Origin of the sequence: Methyloceanibacter sp. wino2 (assembly GCF_003071365.1) — a bacterium.
GTDB lineage: Bacteria > Pseudomonadota > Alphaproteobacteria > Rhizobiales > Methyloligellaceae > Methyloceanibacter.
The window spans coordinates 464,557-487,416 of the sequence record NZ_CP028960.1; the positions used below are offsets into that span (position 1 = coordinate 464,557).

The 22,860-nt window shown below is 65.4% G+C and carries 13 protein-coding genes and 3 pseudogenes; 7 read left to right on the plus strand and 9 right to left on the minus strand.

Features of this window, described 5'->3' with window-relative positions; all coding sequences use genetic code 11:
- Window positions 1-12 precede the first annotated feature (12 nt).
- Window positions 13-1,980 carry a sensor histidine kinase gene (locus tag DCY11_RS02175; protein ID WP_159079735.1) on the minus strand — a complete coding sequence of 656 codons (1,968 nt, stop codon included), beginning with the start codon at window positions 1,978-1,980 and terminating at the stop codon, window positions 13-15.
- A gap of 204 nt (window positions 1,981-2,184) precedes the next feature.
- Between DCY11_RS02175 and fumC the strand changes: the two genes are divergently transcribed.
- Both fumC and DCY11_RS02185 read left to right on the plus strand, forming a co-directional pair.
- On the plus strand, window positions 2,185-3,606 hold the full coding sequence (gene fumC / locus DCY11_RS02180) for a class II fumarate hydratase (protein WP_108681061.1): 1,422 nt from the start codon (window positions 2,185-2,187) through the stop codon (window positions 3,604-3,606).
- A gap of 13 nt (window positions 3,607-3,619) precedes the next feature.
- Complete coding sequence (locus DCY11_RS02185) at window positions 3,620-3,865, plus strand: ribbon-helix-helix domain-containing protein (protein WP_108681062.1); 246 nt, start codon at window positions 3,620-3,622, stop codon at window positions 3,863-3,865.
- A gap of 10 nt (window positions 3,866-3,875) precedes the next feature.
- On the opposite strand, the gene DCY11_RS02190 is transcribed toward DCY11_RS02185, so the two are convergent.
- From DCY11_RS02190 to DCY11_RS02205, 4 genes and pseudogenes are all read right to left on the minus strand, one after another.
- On the minus strand, window positions 3,876-8,147 hold the full coding sequence (locus tag DCY11_RS02190; RefSeq protein WP_108681063.1) for an AsmA-like C-terminal region-containing protein: 4,272 nt from the start codon (window positions 8,145-8,147) through the stop codon (window positions 3,876-3,878).
- A complete protein-coding gene (locus DCY11_RS02195) occupies window positions 8,144-8,482 on the minus strand; it encodes an AsmA family protein (RefSeq protein WP_108681064.1) in 339 nt (112 codons plus the stop codon). Before DCY11_RS02195 ends, DCY11_RS02190 begins: the two co-directional genes overlap by 4 nt.
- Window positions 8,483-8,632: 150 nt before the next feature.
- Window positions 8,633-10,056, minus strand: a pseudogene (locus DCY11_RS02200) (FAD-binding oxidoreductase).
- 98 nt (window positions 10,057-10,154) lie between these two features.
- On the minus strand, window positions 10,155-10,535 hold the full coding sequence (locus tag DCY11_RS02205; protein ID WP_108681065.1) for a hypothetical protein: 381 nt from the start codon (window positions 10,533-10,535) through the stop codon (window positions 10,155-10,157).
- A 206-nt stretch (window positions 10,536-10,741) separates the two neighbouring features.
- Between DCY11_RS02205 and DCY11_RS02210 the strand changes: the two are divergent.
- The 5 genes and pseudogenes from DCY11_RS02210 to DCY11_RS02230 all read left to right on the plus strand — a co-directional run bounded on the left by DCY11_RS02210 (window position 10,742) and on the right by DCY11_RS02230 (window position 16,699).
- Window positions 10,742-13,115: pseudogene (locus tag DCY11_RS02210) on the plus strand (ATP-dependent helicase).
- Window positions 13,116-13,126: 11 nt separating this feature from the next.
- Complete coding sequence (locus DCY11_RS02215) at window positions 13,127-13,675, plus strand: gamma-glutamylcyclotransferase (protein WP_159079736.1); 549 nt, start codon at window positions 13,127-13,129, stop codon at window positions 13,673-13,675.
- The gene (locus DCY11_RS02220; protein ID WP_159079737.1) at window positions 13,668-14,588 is read left to right on the plus strand and encodes a 50S ribosomal protein L11 methyltransferase; all 921 of its coding nucleotides are present in this window, start codon (window positions 13,668-13,670) and stop codon (window positions 14,586-14,588) included. Before DCY11_RS02215 ends, DCY11_RS02220 begins: the two co-directional genes overlap by 8 nt.
- 33 nt (window positions 14,589-14,621) lie before the next feature.
- Entirely contained in the window at window positions 14,622-16,442 is a 1,821-nt protein-coding gene (locus tag DCY11_RS02225) for an aminopeptidase P family protein (RefSeq protein ID WP_108681068.1), read from the plus strand.
- Between the two features lie 8 nt (window positions 16,443-16,450).
- A complete protein-coding gene (locus DCY11_RS02230; RefSeq protein ID WP_108681069.1) occupies window positions 16,451-16,699 on the plus strand; it encodes a SemiSWEET transporter in 249 nt (82 codons plus the stop codon).
- Window position 16,700: 1 nt separating this feature from the next.
- Here DCY11_RS02230 and ligA read toward each other — a convergent pair whose 3' ends face one another.
- From ligA to lpxC, 4 genes and pseudogenes are all read right to left on the minus strand, one after another.
- A complete protein-coding gene (gene ligA / locus DCY11_RS02235) occupies window positions 16,701-18,857 on the minus strand; it encodes an NAD-dependent DNA ligase LigA (RefSeq protein WP_108681070.1) in 2,157 nt (718 codons plus the stop codon).
- An 11-nt stretch (window positions 18,858-18,868) separates the two neighbouring features.
- Window positions 18,869-20,562, minus strand: a pseudogene (gene recN, locus DCY11_RS02240) (DNA repair protein RecN).
- Between the two features lie 10 nt (window positions 20,563-20,572).
- Entirely contained in the window at window positions 20,573-21,484 is a 912-nt protein-coding gene (locus tag DCY11_RS02245) for an outer membrane protein assembly factor BamD (protein ID WP_245409428.1), read from the minus strand.
- A 243-nt stretch (window positions 21,485-21,727) separates the two neighbouring features.
- On the minus strand, window positions 21,728-22,681 hold the full coding sequence (gene lpxC, locus DCY11_RS02250) for a UDP-3-O-acyl-N-acetylglucosamine deacetylase (RefSeq protein WP_108681072.1): 954 nt from the start codon (window positions 22,679-22,681) through the stop codon (window positions 21,728-21,730).
- Between the last annotated feature and the right edge of the window lie 179 nt (window positions 22,682-22,860).

Consider the following 22,860-nt stretch of genomic DNA (forward strand, 5'->3'; position numbering starts at 1 on the left):
GGCTCCCTGCTCCTAGGCAGCCGGCGCGTGAACCTTGTCGGGAGCGGCGCGCGGCTCGTTGGACGGCGTCAGGGGTACGCTGAGCTCCACATAGAGTCCGGACTTGCGAAACTCGGTCTTGGTCTCGCCGCCGAGATTGTGGCGTATGCCCTGATCGATGAGCTGCGATCCGAACCCTTTCCGGGCCGTGGGCTTCTGCACGAGAGGAGCGCCCTTCTCTTCCCAGACGAGGACGAGCCGGTTTCGCCGCTGCGTCTTCCAGGCGACGTTCAGCTGACCATCGTTCTGCGACAGCGCACCGTATTTCACTGCGTTGGTGGCGAGCTCGTGCAGCGTCATGGCGAGGATCGAGGTGCATTGCGGCGGCAGCAGCACGTCGGACCCCTTGATCACGACCTTCGGTCCGCCCTCGCGCTTGTAGGGCTCGAGCTCACGTTCCACCATCGCCTTCAGGCTCGCGCCGGACCATTGAGATTCGAGCAGCAGATCGTGCGCCCGGTGCAAGGCGCGCAAGCGCTCGGCCAATGTGCGGGCCATGGTTTGCGTCGTCGGGTCCTTGGCCTGGCGCAGGCTGGCCTGGACGAGCGACTGAACGATCGCCAGCGCGTTCTTCACCCGGTGGTTCAGTTCGCCGACCAGCATGGTTTGGCGCTGCGCCGTGCGCCGCCGCTCGGTGACGTCGCGGAACACGAGCACGGCGCCGGCGAGTGAGCCGTCCTGCCCGATGATCGGGGCGCCCGAATGCTCCACGGGGAGTTCGCGATCGTCGCGCGTCAAAAGCATGGCGCCGGACTCCATACGGGACACCTCGCGCTCGCGGAGCGCTCTCAGAGCCGGGTCGTCGACGGGTTTGCGCGTCTCCTCGTCCACGACACGGAACACGACCCAGATCGGCCGCCCGCGCGCTTCCGCCGCCGGCCAGCCCGTCAGTTCCTCGGCGACCCTGTTGAGCAGCAGCACGCTTCCGCTCGGGTCCGTCGCGATCACGCCGTCGCCGATCGAGCCCAATGTCGTCGAGAGCCATTCGCGTTGGCCGCGCAAATCCATGAGCGCCACCTGCCTGCCGCTATCGGCCCTGCGCACGGCCCCAAGCGCCGTCCAGGCGAACAGAGCGAGCACGACAATGCTGGCCACGGCAAAGATGACGAGGGTCGCGGCGCTGTCGTAGAGCGCGTTGACCTCGGCCTCCCGCGCGAACCATCCCAGCACGGGCGGGACGGTCAAAATCCCCGGCAGGAGCCGGCGCAGCATCTCGCCCGCGGGAGACTGCTCCAGAATCGCGGACGCAATGCCCCGTTCCGGGGACGCCAAGATCAGCCCTGTCGCCAGCAAGACGAACGCGATCACGCCATAGACCGTGAGCCGCATAAACGGAAACGGATCGCCGTCCATGTCGACGCCATAGGCCGCACCCGTCACCACGAGCAGAACCTGGGCGAGCAAGACGAGCGTCAAGACTTGGCTGAGGACCGAGGGCGCCACCCGGTGATGCTCGGCATAGAACAACGCCACGCCGAACAGGATGAGCGCCACCACGATCCCGGGCGACGTCCCTTCGGGGACCGGCAGCGGCGCGGGCGGCGCGGCTTGAGCAAAGGAGAACTCATGGCTCAACTGAGCCTGCGGGATGGCCTCCTCCGGAATCAGAAACGTATTCAGCCCGATGTCGCCGAAGGCCGCCTGGCCGAGCATCAAGAGCCCGAACAAGGCCAGCACGAGGCCGATGGTTCGCGAGAGGAAGCGGATCCGCTTGTAGGTGAAGCATAAGAGGCCGAGGCCTGCGAGGATGACGCCGATGGCCGCGATGGGGGGCATGCCGGCCAGGCTCGGCAGGAAGCGCTCTGGCAAGATGCCGATCCATGCCGCCAGCACGACCTCGCCGATGACGCAGACCAATACGGCCGCGAACCGGGCATAGGTTTCGCAAGCTTGCACTGTCTTCGACTGAGGCAGCACGATCTTACTGGACGCCGCCGTCACACATCCTCCTCGTCAGGCGCCTTGGCCTTTCCGGCCCGCGCGCCCTCACCGCCATTGTGGCGATCTTCGCCACATCCCAGGTTCTCTCATCCCTCGCCGCAATGGTATAGCGTTAGGCTCAGATTGTCCGGTCGTTGGCAGGCCAAGGATTCCAGAAACCTGCTCCTCGACCAATCTCCAAGTTACAAAAAGGAAATCTCGCTCATGTCTGCAGCCGACGCCCCGAAATCCTCGTCCGCACCGCGTACGGAGACGGACGCCTTTGGGCCGATAGAGGTCCCCGGCGACCGCTATTGGGGCGCGCAGACCCAGCGTTCGCGCCAAAATTTCCAGATCGGCGACGAACGGATGCCGGAGCCCATGATCCGCGCCATGGCCCTGGTCAAGAAGGCCGCGGCGCTCACGAATCAGGAGCTCGGGCGCCTCGATTCCAAGCTAGCCGATGCCATCGCGACCGCGGCGACCGAAATCATCGACGGCAAGATGGAAGGGCATTTCCCGCTCGTGGTCTGGCAGACCGGGTCCGGTACCCAGACCAACATGAACCTCAACGAGGTCATCGCGAACAGGGCCAGCGAGATCCTCGGCGGAGAATTGGGCACCAAGAAGCCGGTTCATCCGAACGACCACGTCAATATGGGCCAATCCTCGAACGACACGTTCCCGACGGCAATGCACGTGGCCGCGGCCGAGGAGATCGCCTACCGGCTGGATCCGGCCCTGTCCCGGCTCTACGCCGCCCTCAAGGAAAAAGCCGAGTCCTTTCAGGACATTCTGAAGATCGGCCGAACGCATATGCAAGATGCGACGCCGCTTACCCTCGGCCAGGAGTTCGGCGGCTATGCGGCCCAGATCGACCTCGGCATCAAGCGGCTCAAGATGACCCTGCCCGGCCTCTACGCGCTGGCCCAGGGCGGCACGGCCGTCGGCACAGGACTGAACAGCCATCCGGACTTCGCGGACATCTTCGCCCGCAAGATGGCGGAACTGACGAAGCTTCCCTTTGTTCCGGCCGAGAACAAGTTCGAGGCGCTGGCCGGCAACGACGCCTATGTGTTCACCCATGGCGCCCTGACGGCCGTCGCAACCGCCATGTTCAAGATCGCCAACGACATTCGCTTGCTCGGATCGGGACCGCGCTCAGGTCTGGGCGAGTTGCTGTTGCCGGAGAACGAACCCGGCTCGTCGATCATGCCGGGCAAGGTCAACCCGACCCAGTGCGAGGCGGTCACCATGGTCTGCGCCCGCGTGTTCGGGAACGAGACCACCGTCGCCTTCGCGGGCAGCCAGGGGCATTTCGAACTCAACGTGTTCAAACCGGTCCTGACCTACGCGCTTCTCCAGTCGGTGCGGCTCCTGGCTGATGTGGCCGACAGCTTCAACAAGAACTGCGTGGTCGGCATCAAAGCCAACCGGGAACGCATCACGGAGCATATGGAGCGGTCCCTGATGCTGGTGACCGCGCTTGCGCCTCATATCGGCTACGACAACGCGAGCGAGATCGCGAAGACCGCGCACAAGAACGGCACCACGCTGAAGGAAGAGGCCGTGCGGCTCGGTCATGTCGAGGAGGAGGATTTCGACAGGCTCGTCCGCCCGGAGGAGATGGTCGCTCCGAAAAAGTAGCGGCTCCGCACCGATGGCCAATGCCCGCAACAAGCGCTCGCTCACCATCGCCCGGCACCGGACCAGCGTCTCACTGGAAGAACCGTTCTGGGACGCGTTGGCGGAACTGGCGCGCGATCAGGGCAAGTCGATCGCGGCGCTCGTCGGCGAAATCGATCTGGAACGAACCGAACGGGGCGACGGGACCAGCCTGTCGGCCGCGCTGCGCCTCTACGTGCTGGCGCGCATGAAAGAGGCGCGCAAACCCGAGACCTCCTAGACGCTGCCGCTTAGCGGCCGCCGAAGAGGCCACCGAATGGGCCATAGTTCCGGCGCCAGTCGTCGCGCCGGGACCGGCGGATCACGCGCCGGCGCCTCTGCTGCGGTGGCGCAGCGACGGGCGGTTCCTCCGCCTCGGCGTCTTCCGCTATCGTCCCGTCCTCGAGAAGATCCGCGATAGGATCGCCCGGCTCGGCATTGTCGTTGGCCGGTGCGTGGGTCGGCAGCGGCGGCAGAAATTCGTGGGGGACAGACGCGGCCGCATTCGCTTCAGTCGCGGTGCTGGCTTGGGCTGCGGCGGCTGCGGCTTTCGCCTCAGCCTCGATACGTTCCCGCTCCGCGCGCTCCGCCGCGGCGCGTGCCTCTGCTGCCACGCGTGCCGCGGCAGCCTGCTCTGCGGCTGCTCTTGCCTCCGCTGCTGCCTTGGCTTCGGCGGCTGCTCTCGCTTCGGCCGCCGCTCTTTCCTGCGCGGCTTTCTCGGCCGCAGCTTGGGCTTCCGCGGCAGCGCGCTTGGCCGCCTCCAATTCTGCTGCGGCTTTCGCTTCTGCGGCCGCGCGGGCTTCGGCGGCGGCGCGGGCTTCCGCCTCGGCGCGCGCCTCATCGGCCGCACGCTCTTCTGCCGCCGCGCGTTGATCGGCTGCTTCAGCCGCCGCGGCCCTCTCTGCCGCAGCTTGCTCGGCAGCTGCTTTCTGGGCAGCAGCCTCTGCTTCTTGCGCCGCCTGTTCCTGAGCTGCCCGTTCCGCGGCAGCCTTTTGTTCTGCGGCGCGCGCTTCCGCCTCGGCTGTTTCGCGCGCAGCCCTCTCCGCAGCCTCCTTCTCGGCGGCTATGCGGGCCGCTTCAGCGCGTTCGGCAGCGGCTTTCGCTGCAGCATCCGCCGCAGCCTTTTCAGCAGCTTCTCTTTCAGCTGCTTCCTTGGCGGCTGCTTCTCGCGCTGCTGCTTCCTTGGCCGCTGCCGCTGCCTGAGCGTCGGCAGGCGCGCGGCCCCCTGAGACGTCGAGCGACTCAAGCCGTTCAACGTCTTCCCGCAGGCGATCGATGGTGAGCTTGTTCTCGATTGCGGCCGTGCCGACCGCCGGCGAGATGGTGCCCGCGTTGTCGAGCGGACCGGCAAAGACCACTGTCAGCGGCGGCACGTTCGCGGCGCGCGCAGAGGTCAGACGCATCTGCCATTCGCTGTCGAGCTTGAGACCAACGAGATCCACATAGGTCTTGAGCGCCGTCTCGACGTCCTTGCTTACAAGACTCGCCGGTGCGAAGCGCACGGTGCCGTTCTTCACCTCAAAGTTCAGCGTGGCAGGTTCGAAGGCGTAGCGCCCTTGTCGGAGCTCGCCCCGAATTCGCTCGGCATCGGCGTCGATCTGTTCGGCGGTGGCGGCCACATTGCTCGCCGCCGCCTTGGCCGCAATCTGCCGCAAGGGCGCCGCGGTGAACGAGGTCAGTTCGCCCGCCCCAAGCGTCAGGACACCGTTACCCCCGAGGTCGGCGACAATGCCGGGTGGGCTCAGACCATCGCCTGCGACATCGAACGATAGATCGAATGCGCCTTTAGCAAGCGGCGCACCCGCGATCGCCTCGCTCAAGGCGGCAAGGCTGCCTTGCTTGAGATCGGCTCTTGCCGTCAGTGCCGCGCGGCTGCCACGGGGCGAAAGCGTACCCGACCCTGTAAGCGTGCCGCCGTACAAGCCGCCATCGATGGACTCGATGGCCAGCGTCCCGCGATCGACCTTTGCCTTGAGCTTTCCGTCGGATAATTGGAACGGCTCGCCGAGCGACAAAGTCTTGGCGCTGAGCGCGAGGCTGCCTTCCGCCTTTTCGAGAAGTCCGAGTGCGAGTCCACGTGCGGGCCAGACCGTCGCCGCATCGCCGTCGACGGAGCCCAGCATCTCCTCGGTGGACTCGGCCCGTTCCCAGGCCACGAGGAGGCCCATCAGCGCGGGAACAGAAATGCGCTCCGCCCGCGCCGTGATGTCGAACGCGGTGACGTCGCCCGTGCGGTCGAAATGCGCGGCGCCCTCGATCGGCTGCTCCATGACCGTCGCCTTGACCTGCTCGAGATCGACCTTGCCGGACGCAGCCGCGACGTTGGCGTTGACCGACAGCGGTACACCCAACGCACTCGGCGGCGGGTCGAGGCCCAGCAAGGGTAGCGCCAGGCTCGCATCCGTCGTCGCGACGGAGCCGAAGCCGTTCAGCGTCGTCCCGTCATCTTTCAGAGCCCCGATGCCCTCGAACGCGAGCTGCAGGGCGGTGGTTTCCAGGGCGGCACGGCCGGAGAGTTGCTGGCTCGGGATGCCGGCGGCCTTGATGGACAGCGTGCCCTCCCCACCCGCGGCCTCGGCGAGCCGGTCTTGGGGAAGATCCGGGAACCAGAGGACGAGAAGCGCCTGCGGCCGCTCGCCCATAACGCTGCCCGAAATGTCGATCTCGGCGTCGCGGGGGTTCGCCAGCGTGCCTTTTGCCTTGGCGACGACCGCGAGATCAGACCCGCCGACCTGGCCGCTCAGTTCGAGCGATGCGTCCGTCGCTTCGCCCACGCGCGCGGCGACCAGTGCGGCCCTGACATCGAAGGGGGCCAGCGCCGAGAAATGTTCAGACTTCACGACACGGTTCCCAAAGCCGACAAGGCCAGCGAGCGCCCGCAGGTTGTCGGTGCTCTGCGCCTGCAGCGACAAATCGATCTGGCCCGACGGTGCCTCCGACACACTGACGATCCGCCCTTTGGCGTCGAGGGTCATGGCGCCAGGCGCGATGAACGCCAGCGACCGGACGTCGAGATCGCCATCGGTGAGAGAGAGTTCCGCATCGAGCCGGCCCGGCGTGATGTCGGGCAGCAGGAGTTCGCCGATCTCCAAGCGCGCATGCACCTCGTCGCCACGCAGCTGCCTGAGAAGGCTCGCGCCTTCGGAAGGGGCTTGCGGCGTGGCTTCGCCGTTCTGCGACGGCAGCCAGGCGGACCAGATCGGCTCGCCGCCGAGCGTTTCGCGCAAGTCGAGACGCTCGCTTCTGAGATCGATGTTGATGAGATTGGTCTCGCCAGACCGGTAGAGGAAGTTGCCGCCGAACGGCGTACCGCTTACGGCGCCGTTGGCATTCGAGAGGACGACCTCGCCCTCGCCCACCTTGGCATCCGCGGAAAGAGAAAAGTCGCCGACGAAGGACTGTCCGGTGATGGCGCGATCGCCGGCCGCCCAGCGCGTCAGCGCCCGCAAGCCGGAGCCGTCGATCGAGGCCGGTCCCTCGAAGAGCGGCCCCGACTCGCCCTTGCGCAAGGATCCGGATGCCGAGACCCGGTTCTCACCGGGGAGCGTTGCATTCAGCTTCTCGATGGCGACGCCCCCGTCGGTGCTTGCGAGTTCGAGCGCGAGCCCGCCGGCGAGATCGCCGCCAAGGCCTGCCTGTTCCACATCGAGGGACAGCGTCCCCTGCCCGACCTTCGCAGCCTCGTCCAAGACCCAGTCGGCGAACATGCGCACGACCGCCGCAGGCGCAGGCCGATTGTCGGTCCCGGCCGCGCCGAACAGCGCGTCGAAATCGATCCAGCGTGCCGCCAATGTCGCGTCCGCCTTGAACGGCGGCCGGAAGTCGAGCGCGACGTCGCCTTTCAGAATTTGCGGCCGTCCGGACGCATGGAGTGTGAGCTCGAAACCGGTCAGTTCGGCGTGGTCCGGCGTGGCGCTGAGGGGTCCCTTCACTTCGAGGAAGGAGGTGGCATCGCGGAGGCCGCGCGGCGCGGTCTCTTCCGTCACGACCTCCGGGTCCACTTCGCTTACCGGCTCCGTGGCCGGCTCGATATAGATCTCGCCTTCTTCCAGCACCGGCTCCGGCTCGGCGTCGCCTTGTGCAGGTTCGTCCGCGTTCAATGTCTCGAATTTCGAGACGCGCATGATGAAAGTGCCGTCATAGGCGGGCACGGTGCGCAGGCCCGAGATGCTGCCGTCCAATTGATAAGACGCCGAGCGGTCGGGATCCCGCAGCGCCGTCTTGACCCGGAACTTGCCGCTGTCGTCGATGATGCCCGTCGAGAAACGGATGGACTGGGACCTGCCCTCGAAGTCGTAGTCCGCCAAGACCTTGTAGGGTCCCGCGAGGGACGAGGCGCTCGCCTCACCGTCGATATTCGTAAACACGAAGGCGGGGCCGCCCTCTTTCGAAATCTCCAGCGTCCCGCCGGTCACGCGTACGGAGTCGAGCAGCACGTCGCTGGGCACGAACGCCGCGCCCGGCTTGCGCTGTCCGAGATCGCTCCAATTGCCGGTGCCCGTGCCATCGACCTGAAGCCTCACCGTGGATTGATGATCGTGAGCTCATGCGCCTCGACCTTGCCGGTCAGCAATGTCCCCACGTTGAGCTTGGCCTCGAGGGACGAAGCCTCGAGGAAAGGTGTGTCCAGGCTGCCGTCGGCATTGGCCACCCTGATGTCGTCGAACTTGAGATATGGCGCGGGCAGCACGATCAGCTGGACCTCGCCGTCCACCTTGACGTCGCGGCCCACGAGCTTCGTCATCTGCGCTTCGATCGCGGGACGATAGTCGTCCCAATCGACGAAGAGCGGCGCCGCGAAAAGCGCGCTCAGCACCAATATCAACAGTGCCGTGAGTGTCAGCAGAAACGAATTCACCGATCTCTCTGCCTAGGGCTGGGTGTGCCGGCGCATGGTCCCCGTGCAGAACAAAAGGCCAAGAGCCTTCGAAAGACACTGAGCCAATTGCCGCGTACGCCGTTCCTCTCAATAGTAGCGCAAACCATTCAGGGCCATTGCGGGAAACACTTACAAATCTGCAGCAAAAATCTTGCCAGGATTCAGGATATTCAACGGATCGAGTGCCTTTTTTATGGCAACCATTACGTCCACACCCTCGCCATGCTCCGCGACCAGGTAGCGGATCTTTCCCTGACCGACCCCATGCTCGCCGGTGCAGGTTCCCTCGTAACGGAGCGCCCGTTCGATCAGACGATCCAAGAACTGCCGCGCCCGCTCCATCTCGTCCGCCGAGCTCATATCGATCAGCGGCATGACATGGAAATTGCCGTCGCCCACGTGGCCGACGATCGGCGCGATCAGGTCCAGTCTCTCGATATCCTGCTTCGTTTCCGTGACACAGGCCGCCAGCGACGAGATCGGCACGCACACGTCGGTCGCGATCAGATCGGTTCCGGGACGCAAATCCTTCGCGGCCCAATAGGCGTCATGGCGCGCCTGCCATAGCTTACTCCGGTCCTCGGCCGCGCGGCCCACTCTAGAGCACCGCCACCCTCGCCTTGCGCGATCTCCGAGAAGATCTCGACCTGCTCGCGGGCGCCAGCCTCGCTCCCGTGGAACTCCAGGAACAAGGTTGGCTGCTCCGGCAGCGATAGTTTCGAATACGCATTGCAACCGCGCACCTGCACCTCGTCCAGCAGCTCGATACGGGCCAGAGGCAGGCCCATCTGCAGCGCCGCGATGGTCGCGTTGCAGGCCCCTTCCAGCGTTTGGAAGGTCGAGACGCCGGCCAGGATAGTCTCGGGGATGCCGAACAGCTTCAGCGTCAACTCGGTGATGACGCCCAGCGTGCCTTCCGAGCCCACCAGGAGCCGCGTGAGATCGTAACCGGCCGAGGATTTCCGGGCCCGGCCGCCGGTGGTGATGATCCGGCCATCGGCGAGCACGGCGGTCAGACCGAGCACGGCGTCGCGCATGGTGCCGTAGCGGACCGCGTTGGTTCCCGAGGCCCGCGTCGCGGCCATGCCGCCGAGGCTCGCATCCGCCCCCGGGTCGACAGGGAAGAATAGGCCGGTATCGCGCAGGTGTTCGTTGAGCTGCTTGCGGGTGACGCCGGCCTGCACGGCGCAATCGAGATCGTTCTCGTGCACGGCGAGAATCCCGTTCATGCGGGACAGGTCCAGCGAGAGCCCGCCGAACGGGGCGTTCAAATGGCCTTCGAGCGAGCTGCCGGCCCCAAACGGGATCACCGGAACCCTCGCCGCCGCGCAGGCTGCCGCGGCCTCGGAGACCTCTTCGGTGCTCTCGGCAAACAGGACAGCGTCGGGGGCCTGAACCTTCAGCCAGGTCAGGGTGTTGGCGTGCTGCTCCCGCAACGCCTCACTGCGCGAGAAACGGTCGCCAAAACGGGCGGAAAACCGCGCAAAAAGGCCCTCCATGGCCTCCGGAGAGGCCGGGTCGCCAAGCACTTCGACTGCCGAGACTGTCGTCATGGCCCCAGTCTAGACCGAGATCCTGAACAAATTCAGTCTAGTTGTCGCTTTCAGGGACGGCTTTTACGCCGGGTTTCGGGGCGAAGACAGGCGGCAGGCTAGTTGCCGCAAGCCGTGGCGCCGGCTGTGCAGACATAGGGCACGACGACGCCCTTCCAGCACTGCGCATAGGTCTTGCGTGTCACCACATCGGGCTTCAGCAGCATGTCGGGCGTCACGACCGGCCGCACGGCCTTCCAGAACGGGTCGGGCGTCACCTTGCGGGGACGCAGCGTGACGTATTTCCAGCCCCGGCGGCGGCGGATCTGTTCTGCCGTTTGGAGAGCGTTCGCATAAGCGGCCCTTGCGGCGGCAGCCTTCGAGTCCGCGCTGTTGGTCGCCTTCACGATTTCGCAGCCGGCATCTGCCGTTTGGACGGCCCCGAAAAACAGCACAGAGAACCCAAGCAAGGCGAAGCCCGCCTTCCAAACACGAAGCATTCCCACCTCCAAATCACAGCCCACAAGCGGTACACCCCATTTGCCACCGGTTGTTCCCCCCTTCAAGTCTTGCAGTGCAACATTTTGTGAGTGTGGCATTTCGTACGCACACGTCGCCCAGCCGTCTCCACACTCCGGCCCAGCAGGCAGTGGACATAGGTACGCACCGGCTGTTGCGCGCGCGCGCGGTGCTATAGTCCCACGCCATGGGCAAGATTCGCACGGGCGCCGCCGAAAACGTCCCCCCTCCGGGTGACGGGTTCGAAGAGGCGCCACAGACACCTCCCGCCGAGACGCTTTCGATCTCGCAGCGCGCCATGCGGCGCGGGGCGGACCGCTACCTGGAAGCACTTAACCCCGAGCAGCGGGAGGCCGTCGAGACGCTCGACGGACCGCTTCTGGTCCTGGCCGGCGCCGGCACGGGCAAGACGCGGGTTCTGACCACGCGCATCGGGCATCTGTTGCGTCTGGGCCGCGCCCATCCCGGCCAGATCCTCGCCGTTACCTTCACCAACAAGGCGGCGCGCGAGATGAAACAGCGCGTGAGCGAGCTTATCGGCGGCGCCGTCGAGGGGATGCCTTGGCTCGGCACGTTCCACGCCATCGGCGTGAAGATCCTGCGGCGTCACGCGGAACTCGTCGATCTCAAGCCGTCCTTCACCGTGCTCGACACGGACGACCAGATCCGGCTGATCAAGCAGCTTCTCGCGGCGGAAAACATCGATGAGAAGCGCTGGCCGGCACGCGTCCTCGCCAGCATGATCGACGGCTGGAAGAACCGCGGCCTAAGACCCGCGCGCGTCCCCGACGGCGAGAGCTATGGCTTCGCCAACGGCAAGGGACGCGATCTGTATACGGCCTATCAGCGGCGCCTGAAGGATTTGAACGCCGTCGATTTCGGCGATCTGCTGTTGGAGAACCTGCGGCTGTTCCAGGACCATCCGGATGTGCTGGCCCGCTATCAGCAGCGCTTCCGCTACGTGCTGGTCGACGAGTACCAAGACACCAACGTGGCCCAGTATCTATGGCTCCGGCTGCTCGCTCAGCGTGAGGACGGCGAACCGCAGAACGTCTGCTGCGTCGGCGACGACGATCAATCGATCTATGGCTGGCGCGGCGCGGAGGTCGATAACATCCTTCGCTTCGAGACGGACTTTCCCGGCGCCAAGGTCATCCGGCTCGAGCGCAATTACCGCTCGACGGCGCATATTCTGGGCGCCGCGTCCGGGCTGATCGCGCACAATCAGGGACGGCTCGGCAAGACCCTGCATACCGAGGGCGACGACGGCGAGAAGGTCGTGGTGCAAGGCTGCTGGGACGACGAAGAAGAAGCGCGTGTCATCGGCGAGGATATCGAGCAGCTCCAACGCCACGAGCACGCGCTGAACGAAATCGCGATTTTGGTGCGCGCCTCGTTCCAGATGCGCGCCTTCGAAGACCGCTTCATCACGCTCGGTCTCGACTATCGCGTCATCGGCGGGCCCCGGTTCTACGAGCGGCAGGAAATCCGCGATGCGATCGCCTATCTGGACGTGACGCTGAACCCGTCCAACGATCTGAAATTCGAGCGCATCGTCAACGTGCCCCGGCGCGGGCTTGGCGAGGCGACGCTGAAATCCCTGCATCAGCTGGCGCGTGCCAACGAAATCCCCCTCACACAAGCGGCACGGCTCATCGTCGAGACCGAGGAGTTGAAACCGAAGCCGCGCCGCTCACTCGCGGGGCTCCTGGCCGATTTTGACCACTGGCGCTCCATGGTCGACACCATGCGGCATACGGAGCTTGCGGAACTGATCCTCGACGAGTCCGGCTATACGGGCATGTGGCAGGCGGACCGCTCGCAGCAGGCCGAAGGACGGCTTGAGAACCTGAAAGAGCTCATCCGTTTCATGGAAGAGTTCGATACGCTCGCGGGCTTCATGGAGCATGTGTCGCTGGTGATGGATGCGGCGACCGAGGAAGGTACCGACCGGGTCAATCTGATGACCCTGCACTCGGCCAAGGGCTCGAGTTCGACACGGTGTTCCTGCCCGGCTGGGACGAAGGCCTCCTCCCCCATCAGCGCAGCCTCGACGAGGCCGGCCGTTCCGGCCTCGAAGAAGAACGCCGCCTCGCTCATGTCGGCCTGACGCGCGCGCGGAAGAACGCGAAGATCACCTTCGCCCAGAACCGGCGGAACTACGGCATGTGGCAGACGGCAGTGCCCTCACGCTTTATCGACGAGCTGCCGCACGAACATGTGCAGGTGGCCGAGGACGACGGCCTGCGCGGCTACGGCCCCAGCCGCTTCGACAGCGAGGACATGTTCGCGTCCGGCAATTACGAAACGCCGGGCTGGCAGCGGGCGCGCGCGAACCGACAGCGTTCGGGAAGCGGGCCGCGGCGCGAGCCGATCACGATCGAAGGCACGCTTGTGGCCGCGAGCACCGCGGAAGGTTCAGGGCTCGAGTTGGGCAACGCGTCTTCCATCAAAAGTTCGGTTACGGACGCGTCTCCGCTATCGACGGCAACAAACTGACCGTCGACTTCGAGAAGGCCGGCCGCAAGAAGGTGGTCGACAGCTTCGTCGAGCGGGTCTGACGCGGCGCCGGGTGACATTGACGATGTGGCTCTTCGGCTATGGCTCTTTGATGTGGGACGGATGGGAAACCCGCTATGGCTGCCGCCGGCGTGTGCATGCCGTGGCGCCCGAACACCGCCGCGTCTTCAACAAGAAGTCGTTGGAACGCTGGGGCACGCATGCGCAGCCGGGTCTGACCCTCAATCTCGCGCCGGCGCGCGAGGACGCTCACCTCTGTAGAGGAATCGCCTTCGACTTTCCCGATGAGCATCAGACAGAGATCGAGGCCTACCTGTCGGAGCGCGAGACTTGTCACGCGTCCGACATCGCCGTCCATCTCCCCGACGAGACGATCACGGCGCGCACCTACATCTATGATGGCCCGCGCCTTCTCGAAGACGGCCTGACGCTGCGGGCGCGTGCGGCGATGATCCTCGTGGCCGAGGGAATCGCCGGGTCCAGCTACGACTACATCGCCAATGTCCGCGAGCATCTGGATCAGCTCGGCGTTTCCGACCCGGCCGTGGATGAGCTGTGGCGCGCGGTTATCGCCGTCCAAAATGGAGAGCACTGTGAGTGAAGCCGCATGGCCCCGGACCTATCGCGCAACCGTCGAAGCCGACGGGCCCGGCGCTGCACGCATTGCCGAACTGCTGGACGAGGCCCTGGACGCAGCGGGGGAGCCGGAAGCGCTCTCCGTCAGCTATTTCGAGTTGGGCAACGGCCTCTACGAGGTCTCCGCGCTCTACCACGCTGCTCCAGACGAAGCCCGTCTGCAGGCGCTTGTCGACAGCGCCACGGATGGCAGCCCTGCGTCGCCGTTGCGTATCGAAGAGGTGCCCGACGCCAACTGGGTCACGATCAGCCAGGGGCAGCGGGGGCCGGTTCGCGCGGGGCGCTTTCTCGTCCATGGCAGCCACGACCGGGAGCGCGTCTCCCGCAACCGCTACACGATCGAGATCGACGCCGACCAGGCCTTCGGCACGGCGCACCATGCGACCACGCGCGGGTGCCTGCTGGCGCTGGACGAACTTGCGAAACGGGGGCGTCCGGACTTGGTTCTGGATATCGGGACGGGCACGGGCATCCTCGCCATTGCGGCGGCCTTGGCCTTCGATCGCCCCGTCGTCGCCACCGACAACGACCCCATCGCCGTCGAGATCGCGGAGGAGAACGCGGCCAAGGCGGGCGTCAGCCAGTCCGTTCATGCCTTCGTCGCCGAGGGCCTGGCGCACCCGACCCTCCAGCGTCTCGCGCCCGACCTGATCGTGGCGAATATCCTCGCGCGCCCGCTCTACGACCTCGCCCCCGCCATGGCGCGCGCCGTCCGGCCGGGAGGCTACGTGCTCCTGTCCGGCATCACCGAAAACCAAGCCTGGGCGACCACGGCGCGCTACGCCTCGCTCGGCTTCGATCTGGAAAAGCGAATCCTTCTCGACGGTTGGGCGGCCCTGCTGCTCGGCCGTCGCAACGCAAGCACTTTGTTCGATTGATTGGCGGCGACGCTTCGGCTTACAAAGCTTCGCATGTATCAAGTGTTCGATGAGACCGGCGCTCCGGCGGAGAGCGGCGAGCGGGTCAAGGCATTGTTGCGGGAGCTCAAGCAGCGGCAGCTCAAAGGCTTCCTCGTTCCCCATAGCGATCAGCACCAAAACGAGTTTCTGCCGCCGTCCGAAGAACGGCTGGCTTGGCTGACGGGCTTCACCGGCTCGGCCGGCGTCGCCGTGGTCACGGACAAGGGGTCGGCGCTGTTCGTGGACGGACGCTACATCCTGCAAGCACCGAAACAGGTCGACACGGACATTTTCGAGGTCCTCCAAATCCCGAAGGCCAAGCCTTCCGAATGGCTGAAGGAGACGCTCGCGCGTGGCAATCGGCTGGGCTACGACCCGAAGCTGCACACGATCAGAGAAATCGAGCGCCTGACCAAGACGCTGAGCGCCGCCGGTATTCGGCTCACGCCCGTTGACGAGAACTCTATCGATAAAATTTGGGGCAAGGATCGCCCCAGCCCGTCGCGCGCGGAGATCTTCATGCAGCCCATGGAGCTCGCCGGCAAAGGCTCGGGCGAGAAGCTCATGCAGGTGCAGATGGACCTAGTCGAGGCCGAGCACGACGCGGTTCTTCTGACCGCGCCGGATTCGATCTGCTGGCTGTTCAACTTTCGCGGCGGCGACATCAAGCACACGCCGGTCGCTCTCGCCTATGCCATCGTGCCGGCCAAGGGGCGCCCGACGCTCTTTATCGATCCGCAAAAAGTGAGCGAGTCAGTGCGCATCGCGCTGAAGCCGTTCACCGAGATCGCCGCGCCCGACGCGCTGGACGAGGCCCTGACGGAACTTGCGAAGTCCGGCGCCAAAATCCGCCTCGATCCCGGATCCGCGTCGATGCGCTTCGCCAGCGTGCTGCAAGCGGGCGGCGCCAAGCACGTGTCGGGCAACGACCCCTGCACCATGCCCAAGGCGATCAAGACGGAAGCCGAACAGGCAGGCGCGCGCGCCGCGCATGTGCGCGACGGCGCGGCCATGGCGCGCTTTCTCGCCTGGCTTGACGAAGTCGCGGAGACGGGACGCGTCGACGAGGTCTCGGCAGCGATGAAGCTCGAGGATTTCCGCCGCGAGACCGGTCAGCTCAAGGACATCAGCTTCGACACCATTGCTGCCTCCGGGCCCCATGGGGCCGTGGTGCATTACCGCCCGACCACGGAATCGAAGCGCGTGCTCGACAAGAACTCGCTCTTCCTTATCGACTCCGGCGGCCAGTATGCGGACGGCACCACGGACGTGACCCGCACGGTCGCCGTGGGCCAGCCGACGGCGGCGATGAAGCGCCATTACAGCCTCGTGCTCCGGTCCCATATCGCCATCGCGGCGGCGCGCTTTCCGGCCGGCTCGCGCGGGCAGGACCTGGACCCGTTCGCGCGCGGACCGCTCTGGGCGGCCGGGCTGGATTTCGATCACGGCACAGGGCACGGCGTCGGCAGCTATCTATCGGTGCATGAGGGCCCGCAACGCATCTCGCGGCTCGGCACCGAGGAGCTGGAGCCGGGCATGATCCTCTCCAACGAGCCCGGGTACTACCGCGAGGGTCAGTACGGCATCCGCCTGGAGAATCTCATCCTGGTCACGCCGGCCGAAGACATCGAAGGCGGCGAGCGCAAGATGCTCGGCTTCGAGACGCTGACGCTGGTGCCGTTCGACCGGCGTCTGATCGATCCCAAGCAGTTCATGCCTTGGGAGCTTGCCTGGCTGAACGACTACCACGCGCGCGTCCGGGAGAAGATCGAACCGTTGATCGCGAGCGAAGACCGGCCCTGGCTCCGTCACGCCACCGCCCCGATCCGCTAGCGCGACACATGGAATTCGTTGTTTCGGCCATTGCGGCGACACTCACCACCATCGCGTTCGTGCCCCAGGCGCTGCACATCATCCGGCACAAGGAAACGCGGGCCATCTCGCTGCAGATGTACCTTGTGTTCGCAACAGGCGTGGCTTTCTGGCTGGTCTTCGGCCTGATGCTCTGGAACTGGCCGATGATCCTGGCGAACATCGTCACGCTGGCGTTGGCTCTGACGATTGTCGCGATGAAGTTGCGCTACGGCTGACCTACTCGATCAGCTTCAGCCACTCGTCCTCTGTCAGAACCTCGACGCCGAGATCCTTCGCGTTCTTGAGCTTGGAACCGGCGCCAGGGCCCGCCACGACGTAGTCGGTGTTTTTCGACACGGAGCCAGCGACCTTGGCGCCGAGCCGTTCGGCCTGGGCTTTGGCTTCCGCCCGCGTCATGTGTTCCAGCGTACCGGTGAACACTACCGTCTTGCCGGATACCGGCGAGGCGTTGTCGACGGCTTCGAGCGGTTTCGGCTTCACCTCCTCGAGGAGGTCGTGGATCACTTCCGTGTTGTGCGGCTCGCCGAAGAAGTCGGCGATCGCGGCCGCAGCGGTCGGGCCGATGCCGTCGATATTCTCGAGGTCCTTGAAGGCTTCGCCCTCGCGATCCTTTGCGGCTTGGCCCATAGCTGTGAGGAAGTTCTCGATCGTGCCGTAGCTGCGCGCGAGCAGCCGGCCCGTGATCTCGCCCACATGGCGGATGCCGAGCGCATAGATGAAGCGGTCGAGTGACACGTTGCGCCGCGCGGCGATGGCATCGAACAGTTTCTGCGCGGAGGTCGCCCCCCAGCCTTCGTGCTTTTCGAGCCTCTCGTCGGCCTTGGCATCACGAGCGGCCAGCGTGAAAATGTCCGGCGGCGATTGGATGAGGCCCTCGTCGTAGAAGGCCTGGATGTTCTTTTCGCCCAGCCCCTCGATGTCGAAGGCATTGCGCGAGACGAAGTGCTTCAGCCGTTCGACCCGCTGCGCCGGGCAGATCAAGCCGCCGGTGCAGCGGCGCACCGCGTCCTCCCTGCCCGTGTTCGGATTGATCTCGCGCACCGCGTGACTGCCGCAGGCGGGACAGACGGTCGGAAACTTGAACGGCTTGGCGCTCTTGGGCCGCTTGTCGAGGACCGGCCCGAGTATTTGCGGGATCACGTCGCCCGCCCGCTGCAGGATGACCGTGTCGCCGATGCGGACGTCCTTGCGCGCGATCTCGTCTTCGTTGTGCAGGGTGGCGTTCTGAACCACGACGCCGCCGACCGTCACCGGCTCCAGCTTGGCGACGGGGGTCAGCGCACCGGTGCGGCCCACCTGGATCTCGATGTCGCGCAGGATCGTGGTCGCCTTCTGGGCGGGAAACTTGTGCGCGATGGCCCAGCGCGGCGAGCGCGAAACGAAGCCGAGACGCTGCTGCAGGTCGAGCCGGTCGAGCTTGTAGACGACGCCGTCGATATCGTAGTCGAGACCAGCCCTGCCCTCCTCGATCTCACGATAGATGCCGAGCATCTCATCGAGCGAGTCCGTGAGCTTCGCCAGCGGATTGAGCGGAAAGCCCCATCTCGCAAAAGCTTCGTACACGCCCCATTGGGTGTCGGCCGGCAGGCTTGCAGCGTCGCCCCAGGCATAGGCGAAGAACTGGAGCGGCCGCGAAGCGGTCACCGACGAGTCCAACTGACGCAGCGACCCTGCCGCGGCATTGCGCGGATTGGCGAATATCTTGGCCCCTGCCTTTTCCTGCTCCGCATTCAGCGCGGTGAAGGCGCTGTGGCTCATGTAGATCTCGCCGCGCACTTCGAACGGATCGGGGAAGTCACGCGCTTTGACCTGTTTGGGAATGTCGCCGATGGTCATGACATTGGCCGTGACGTTTTCGCCCACATAGCCGTCACCGCGCGTGGCCGCCTGCACCAAGCGGCCCCCTTCGTAGCGCAGGCCGATCGAGAGCCCGTCGATCTTGGGCTCGGTGGTGAAGGCCAGCGGCGTATCCGCATCGAGGCCGAGAAAACGGCGGATGCGGTCCACGAAGTCACGCACGCCCTCGTCGTCGAACACGTTGCCGAGCGACAGCATCGGCACTGCATGGGTGACCTTGCTGAAGCCGTCTGCCGGTGCGGCGCCGACCCTCTTTGCCGGACTGTCCTCGCGGATCAGTCCCGGGAAGCGCGCTTCGATGGCCTCGTTGCGCAGGCGCAGCGCGTCGTAGTCCGCATCCGAAATCTCCGGATCGTCCTTCTGGTAATAGAGCGCGTCGTGATGGGCGATTTCGGCTGCAAGCCGCGCCAGTTCCTTGTCGGCCTCGTCTTCGGTCAGATCGTCGACGGGCTTCTCGGCCCGTTCGTCCTGCTTCGTGGACTTCTTTGCGGGTTTCTTCGTGGGTTTTTTGGCCATGTCCTCGCGCCTCACGCCGACTTGCGCAGCAGACGGTCGGCGGCGGCGCGCGCTTCGTCCGTGATGGTCTGACCGGCCAGCATGCGCGCGACTTCCTCGCGCCGTTCCTCGTCGCCGAGCACCGCGACGCGCGTGGTCATGGCCTCACCCTTAGCTGTCGGCACCGTCTCCTTGGCGATGCGCAGATGCGCGCGCGCCAGCGCCGCGACTTGGGGCGCGTGGGTCACCGCCAGCACCTGGACATTCTCGCCGAGCCCCGCGAGCCGTTCGCCGACCGCGGCCGCGGTGGCGCCGCCGACGCCGGACTCGACTTCGTCGAAGATGAGCGTGGGCGCAGAGCCACGCGAGGCCAGCACAACCTTCAGCGCCAGGATGAACCGCGCCAGCTCGCCGCCGGACGCGACCTTCATCATCGGGCCCGGTTCGGTGCCGGGATTGGCCGAAACGAAAAAGGCGATGCGATCGACCCCGAGGGTCCGCCTTCTTGAAGATCGACCGTGTCGACCTGGGTCACGAAGCGCGCCTTTTCGAGCTTCAGCGGGGCCAGTTCGCCCGCCACGTCCTTGTCCAGTTTCTTGGCGGCCTTGGCTCGAGCCTTGCTCAAGGCGAGTGCCGCCTGCTCGTAGGCCTCCCGGGCCTGCTCGGCAGCCTTGGCGAGCTCAGCCGCCTTGGACTCGCTCGTGGTGATCGCCGCGAGATCGGCCTCCAGTTTCTCTTGGAGCGCGGGCAGCGCGTCGACCTGTATGCGATGCTTGCGGGCAAGCGCACGCAGCGCGAACAGCCGCTCTTCGGTGCGTTCCAGTTCTCCAGGTTCGAAGGCGGTGGCAGCAAGGGCTTCCTCTATTCGCCCCCGCGCATTCTCGGTCTCGCTCAGCACCCGCTCGAGTGCGTCCGCCACGGCGGCAAAGGGCGAGCTTGCGTCGGCCCCCGCCGTTGCAGCCTGACGCTCGATCCGCCGTAGCGCGGAGGCGAGCCGGGCACCGGCCGTCCCCTCCCCCTGCAACGCGTCCATGGCCTCGTCGAGTTCGGACGCGATCTTCTCGGCGTTCATCATAAGCTGCCGGCGGGACGACAGAGTCTCCTCTTCGCCGGCTTCCGGCCCGAGCTTCTGTAGCTCGTCCAGAGCGTGCGCGAGATAGTCCGCGTTGGCGCGGGCGGCGGCGACTTCGCTTTCGTGACGCAGGCGCGCGGCGTCGGCGTCGGCCCAAGCCTCGTAGCAGGCGGCGACCTTGTCGGCGTCGCGCTCCAGCCCGCCGAAGGCATCGACGAGGTCGCGATGGCCGCTCGGATCGATCAGGGCGCGCTCGTCATGCTGGCCGTGGATCTCGACCAGCGCCCGCCCCACCTGCCGCAGAAGCTGCACGCTGACGCTCATGTCGTTGATGAAAGCGCGGCTGCGCCCATCAGTGCCTTGCAGCCGCCGGAGGATCAGCACGGAGTCCTCGATCGCGATTCCGTTTTCCGACAGAAGCGCAAACACGGGATGCTCGGGCGCGAGTTCGAAGCTGGCGGTAACCTGCCCCTTTTCGGCGTCACGCCGGACCAGAGACGCATCGCCACGCCCGCCAAGAGCGAGCGACAAGGCATCGAGGAGGATGGATTTGCCGGCGCCCGTCTCGCCGGTCAGCGCGGACAGGCCCTCGCCGAACTCGAGATCGAGCTTGTCGATCAGGACGATGTCGCGGATCGACAGGGCCGCTAACACCGGTGGCCTATTAGGTTTGCCCGGCGCCGGTCCAGCTTCGGGTCTTCCAAGCCCGGGTGATCCACGACCCCTGATATTGCTGAGGCTCGAGACCGCGCTGTCCTAGGAGTTTGTAAGCGTGCTTGTACCACTTACTGTCCGGGAAGTTATGGCCAAGCACGGCGGCCGCCGTCTGGGCCTCATTGACGATACCTAACGCCATATAGGCCTCGGTCAGCCGCATCAAGGCCTCTTCGACTTGCTCGGTGGTCTGGTACTCGGTGACCACCGTCTTGAAGCGATTGATGGCCGCAAGATAGTTGTTCCGGCGCAGATAGTAACGCCCGACCTGCATCTCGCTCGCGGCGATCAGATCCTGCAGGATTCGGATGCGGTTTGCAGCCTCGGCGGCGTATTCCGACGACGGGTAGCGCTGAACCAGCTTTTCATAGGCGCCCAGCGACCGGCGCGCGAAGGTCTGATCCCGCTTGGGATCGAGGATCCGGTCGTAATAGGACTTCGCGATAATGTCTTGCGCGAAGGCCGCCTCTTTCGTGCCCGGGTGCAGCGTCAAATACCGGTCGGCGGAAGCGATGGCCTCGTCGTACTTGCCCGCGCGGTAATAGGAGTAGGAGGCCATGATGATGGCCCGGCGCGCTTCCCGCGAATAGGGATGGGCAATATCGACTTCTTCGTACTGGCGGGCGGCTTCCTTGAACTTGCCTTGATCGGCCATCTGATCGGCTTGGCCGTAGATGACTTCGGCGGGGTCGGTGTTCAGCGGCGGGACCTCGTCCTTCTTGCCGAACCACTTGCCCAGCGGGCCGCCGCCCGAGCCGAGGGAGTCGAAGCCTCCGAAGGAGCCACAACCGCCGACCAGCGGCACGGTGAGAAGAAGCGCAACCGACAGCAGCCCCGAGAGCAGCCGTCCGTTCCGTTCCACCTGTGCTGTCCCAAAAGACGGCCGAGCCGGTCCGGACATGTTCCCCCTCAAATCGCCGGTCATCAATGCGGTCAATGTCACGCAAAATCCGCCAAGGGCAAGCGCTAAGCGGACGAGGCCACAACAAACTCCTGTATTATGGTGTCTTTTGGGCCTCAGGCGCCTCAAACGGCAGACATCGTCCCGCTAGATTAGCGGCACGATGCCACAAATTTACTTCAAATCGTTTAGGAACGAGGCGCGCTAGCTGCGATCGGCCGCAAAGTGGGCTGCCGCCAGGCCGGGGGTAAGTTCGGCATGACGCACGTCGCGGTAGCGCGGGGCCTCGACCATGGTCCAGGCGTCCGGATCCGCGAACAGCTCCTTGAGAACCAGCGCATTGAGCCGATGCCCGCCGCGACGGCTGCGATAGGCGCCGAGGATCGGTGCACCAGCCAGAGCCAGATCGCCAACGGCGTCGAGAGCCTTGTGCCGCACGAACTCGTCGGCGTAACGCAGGCCTTCACGGTTGATGACGCGGTCCTCGCCGATGGCGACCGTGTTGTCGAGAGAGGCACCGAGTGCAAGGCCGGCGGCCCAGAGCTGCTCGACGTCCTTCATGAAGCCGAACGTGCGGGCGCGGGAGATATCGCGGCGGAAAGCGCCCGGATTGAGCTCGATCGACAGGTTCTGCTTGCCGATCAGCGGGGTCTCGAAGTCGATCTCGACGTCGAGATGGAAGCCATTGTAGGGGGTCAGTTCGCCGACGGCGCCGTTTTCCTCGACGCAGATCGGCTTGAGAACCTTCAGGAAGCGGCGGGGTGCCTCGAGTTCGGCGATCCCGACCTCGTCGATCGCTTCGACGAACGGAGCGGCGCTGCCGTCCATGATCGGCACTTCGCCGCTGTCGATCTCGATCAGGGCGTTATCGACGCCGAGACCGCGTAGCGCGGCAAGCACGTGCTCGACAGTCGCGACCGAAGCCCCGTTCCCGTCGCCGAGAACCGTACAGAGCGTAACGCCGGAGACACACTGCTGATCCGCAGCAATCTCAACGCCATCCGCGTCGTCATCATTGGAAATTAGGAAGCGAAGGCCGGTATCGCTGTCGGCCGGACACAGTGTCAAGGAAACAGGAGCGCCGCTATGGACCCCGATACCTGTGAGTGAAATCTCGTTGGCAAGCGTTGTTTGCCTTGCCCCGATGAAACCTTTCATGGCCCCCGTTGGCCCCCGCGCAGTCTTTAGGCCCCTACTCAAGCCCGGAGAAAGCTCCGAGCCCCCCAATCGATCGGCTGTCTTCGGCATTATCATCGATCCGTTTTCCCTATTTCCCGGATCGCGTCACCCATTATTGTCGCTCTATTGGGTGTGCCTATTTGAGTCGGCCAATCAAT

What these genes read in the sequence shown, in the direction of transcription:
- fumC (WP_108681061.1), top strand. Translation starts at nt 2,185, where the DNA reads ATGTCTGCAGCCGACGCCCCGAAATCCTCGTCCGCACCGCGTACGGAG.
- DCY11_RS02185 (WP_108681062.1), top strand. Translation starts at nt 3,620, where the DNA reads ATGGCCAATGCCCGCAACAAGCGCTCGCTCACCATCGCCCGGCACCGG.
- DCY11_RS02205 (WP_108681065.1), bottom strand. Translation starts at nt 10,535, where the DNA reads ATGCTTCGTGTTTGGAAGGCGGGCTTCGCCTTGCTTGGGTTCTCTGTG.
- DCY11_RS02225 (WP_108681068.1), top strand. Translation starts at nt 14,622, where the DNA reads ATGTATCAAGTGTTCGATGAGACCGGCGCTCCGGCGGAGAGCGGCGAG.
- DCY11_RS02230 (WP_108681069.1), top strand. Translation starts at nt 16,451, where the DNA reads ATGGAATTCGTTGTTTCGGCCATTGCGGCGACACTCACCACCATCGCG.
- ligA (WP_108681070.1), bottom strand. Translation starts at nt 18,857, where the DNA reads ATGGCCAAAAAACCCACGAAGAAACCCGCAAAGAAGTCCACGAAGCAG.
- lpxC (WP_108681072.1), bottom strand. Translation starts at nt 22,681, where the DNA reads ATGAAAGGTTTCATCGGGGCAAGGCAAACAACGCTTGCCAACGAGATT.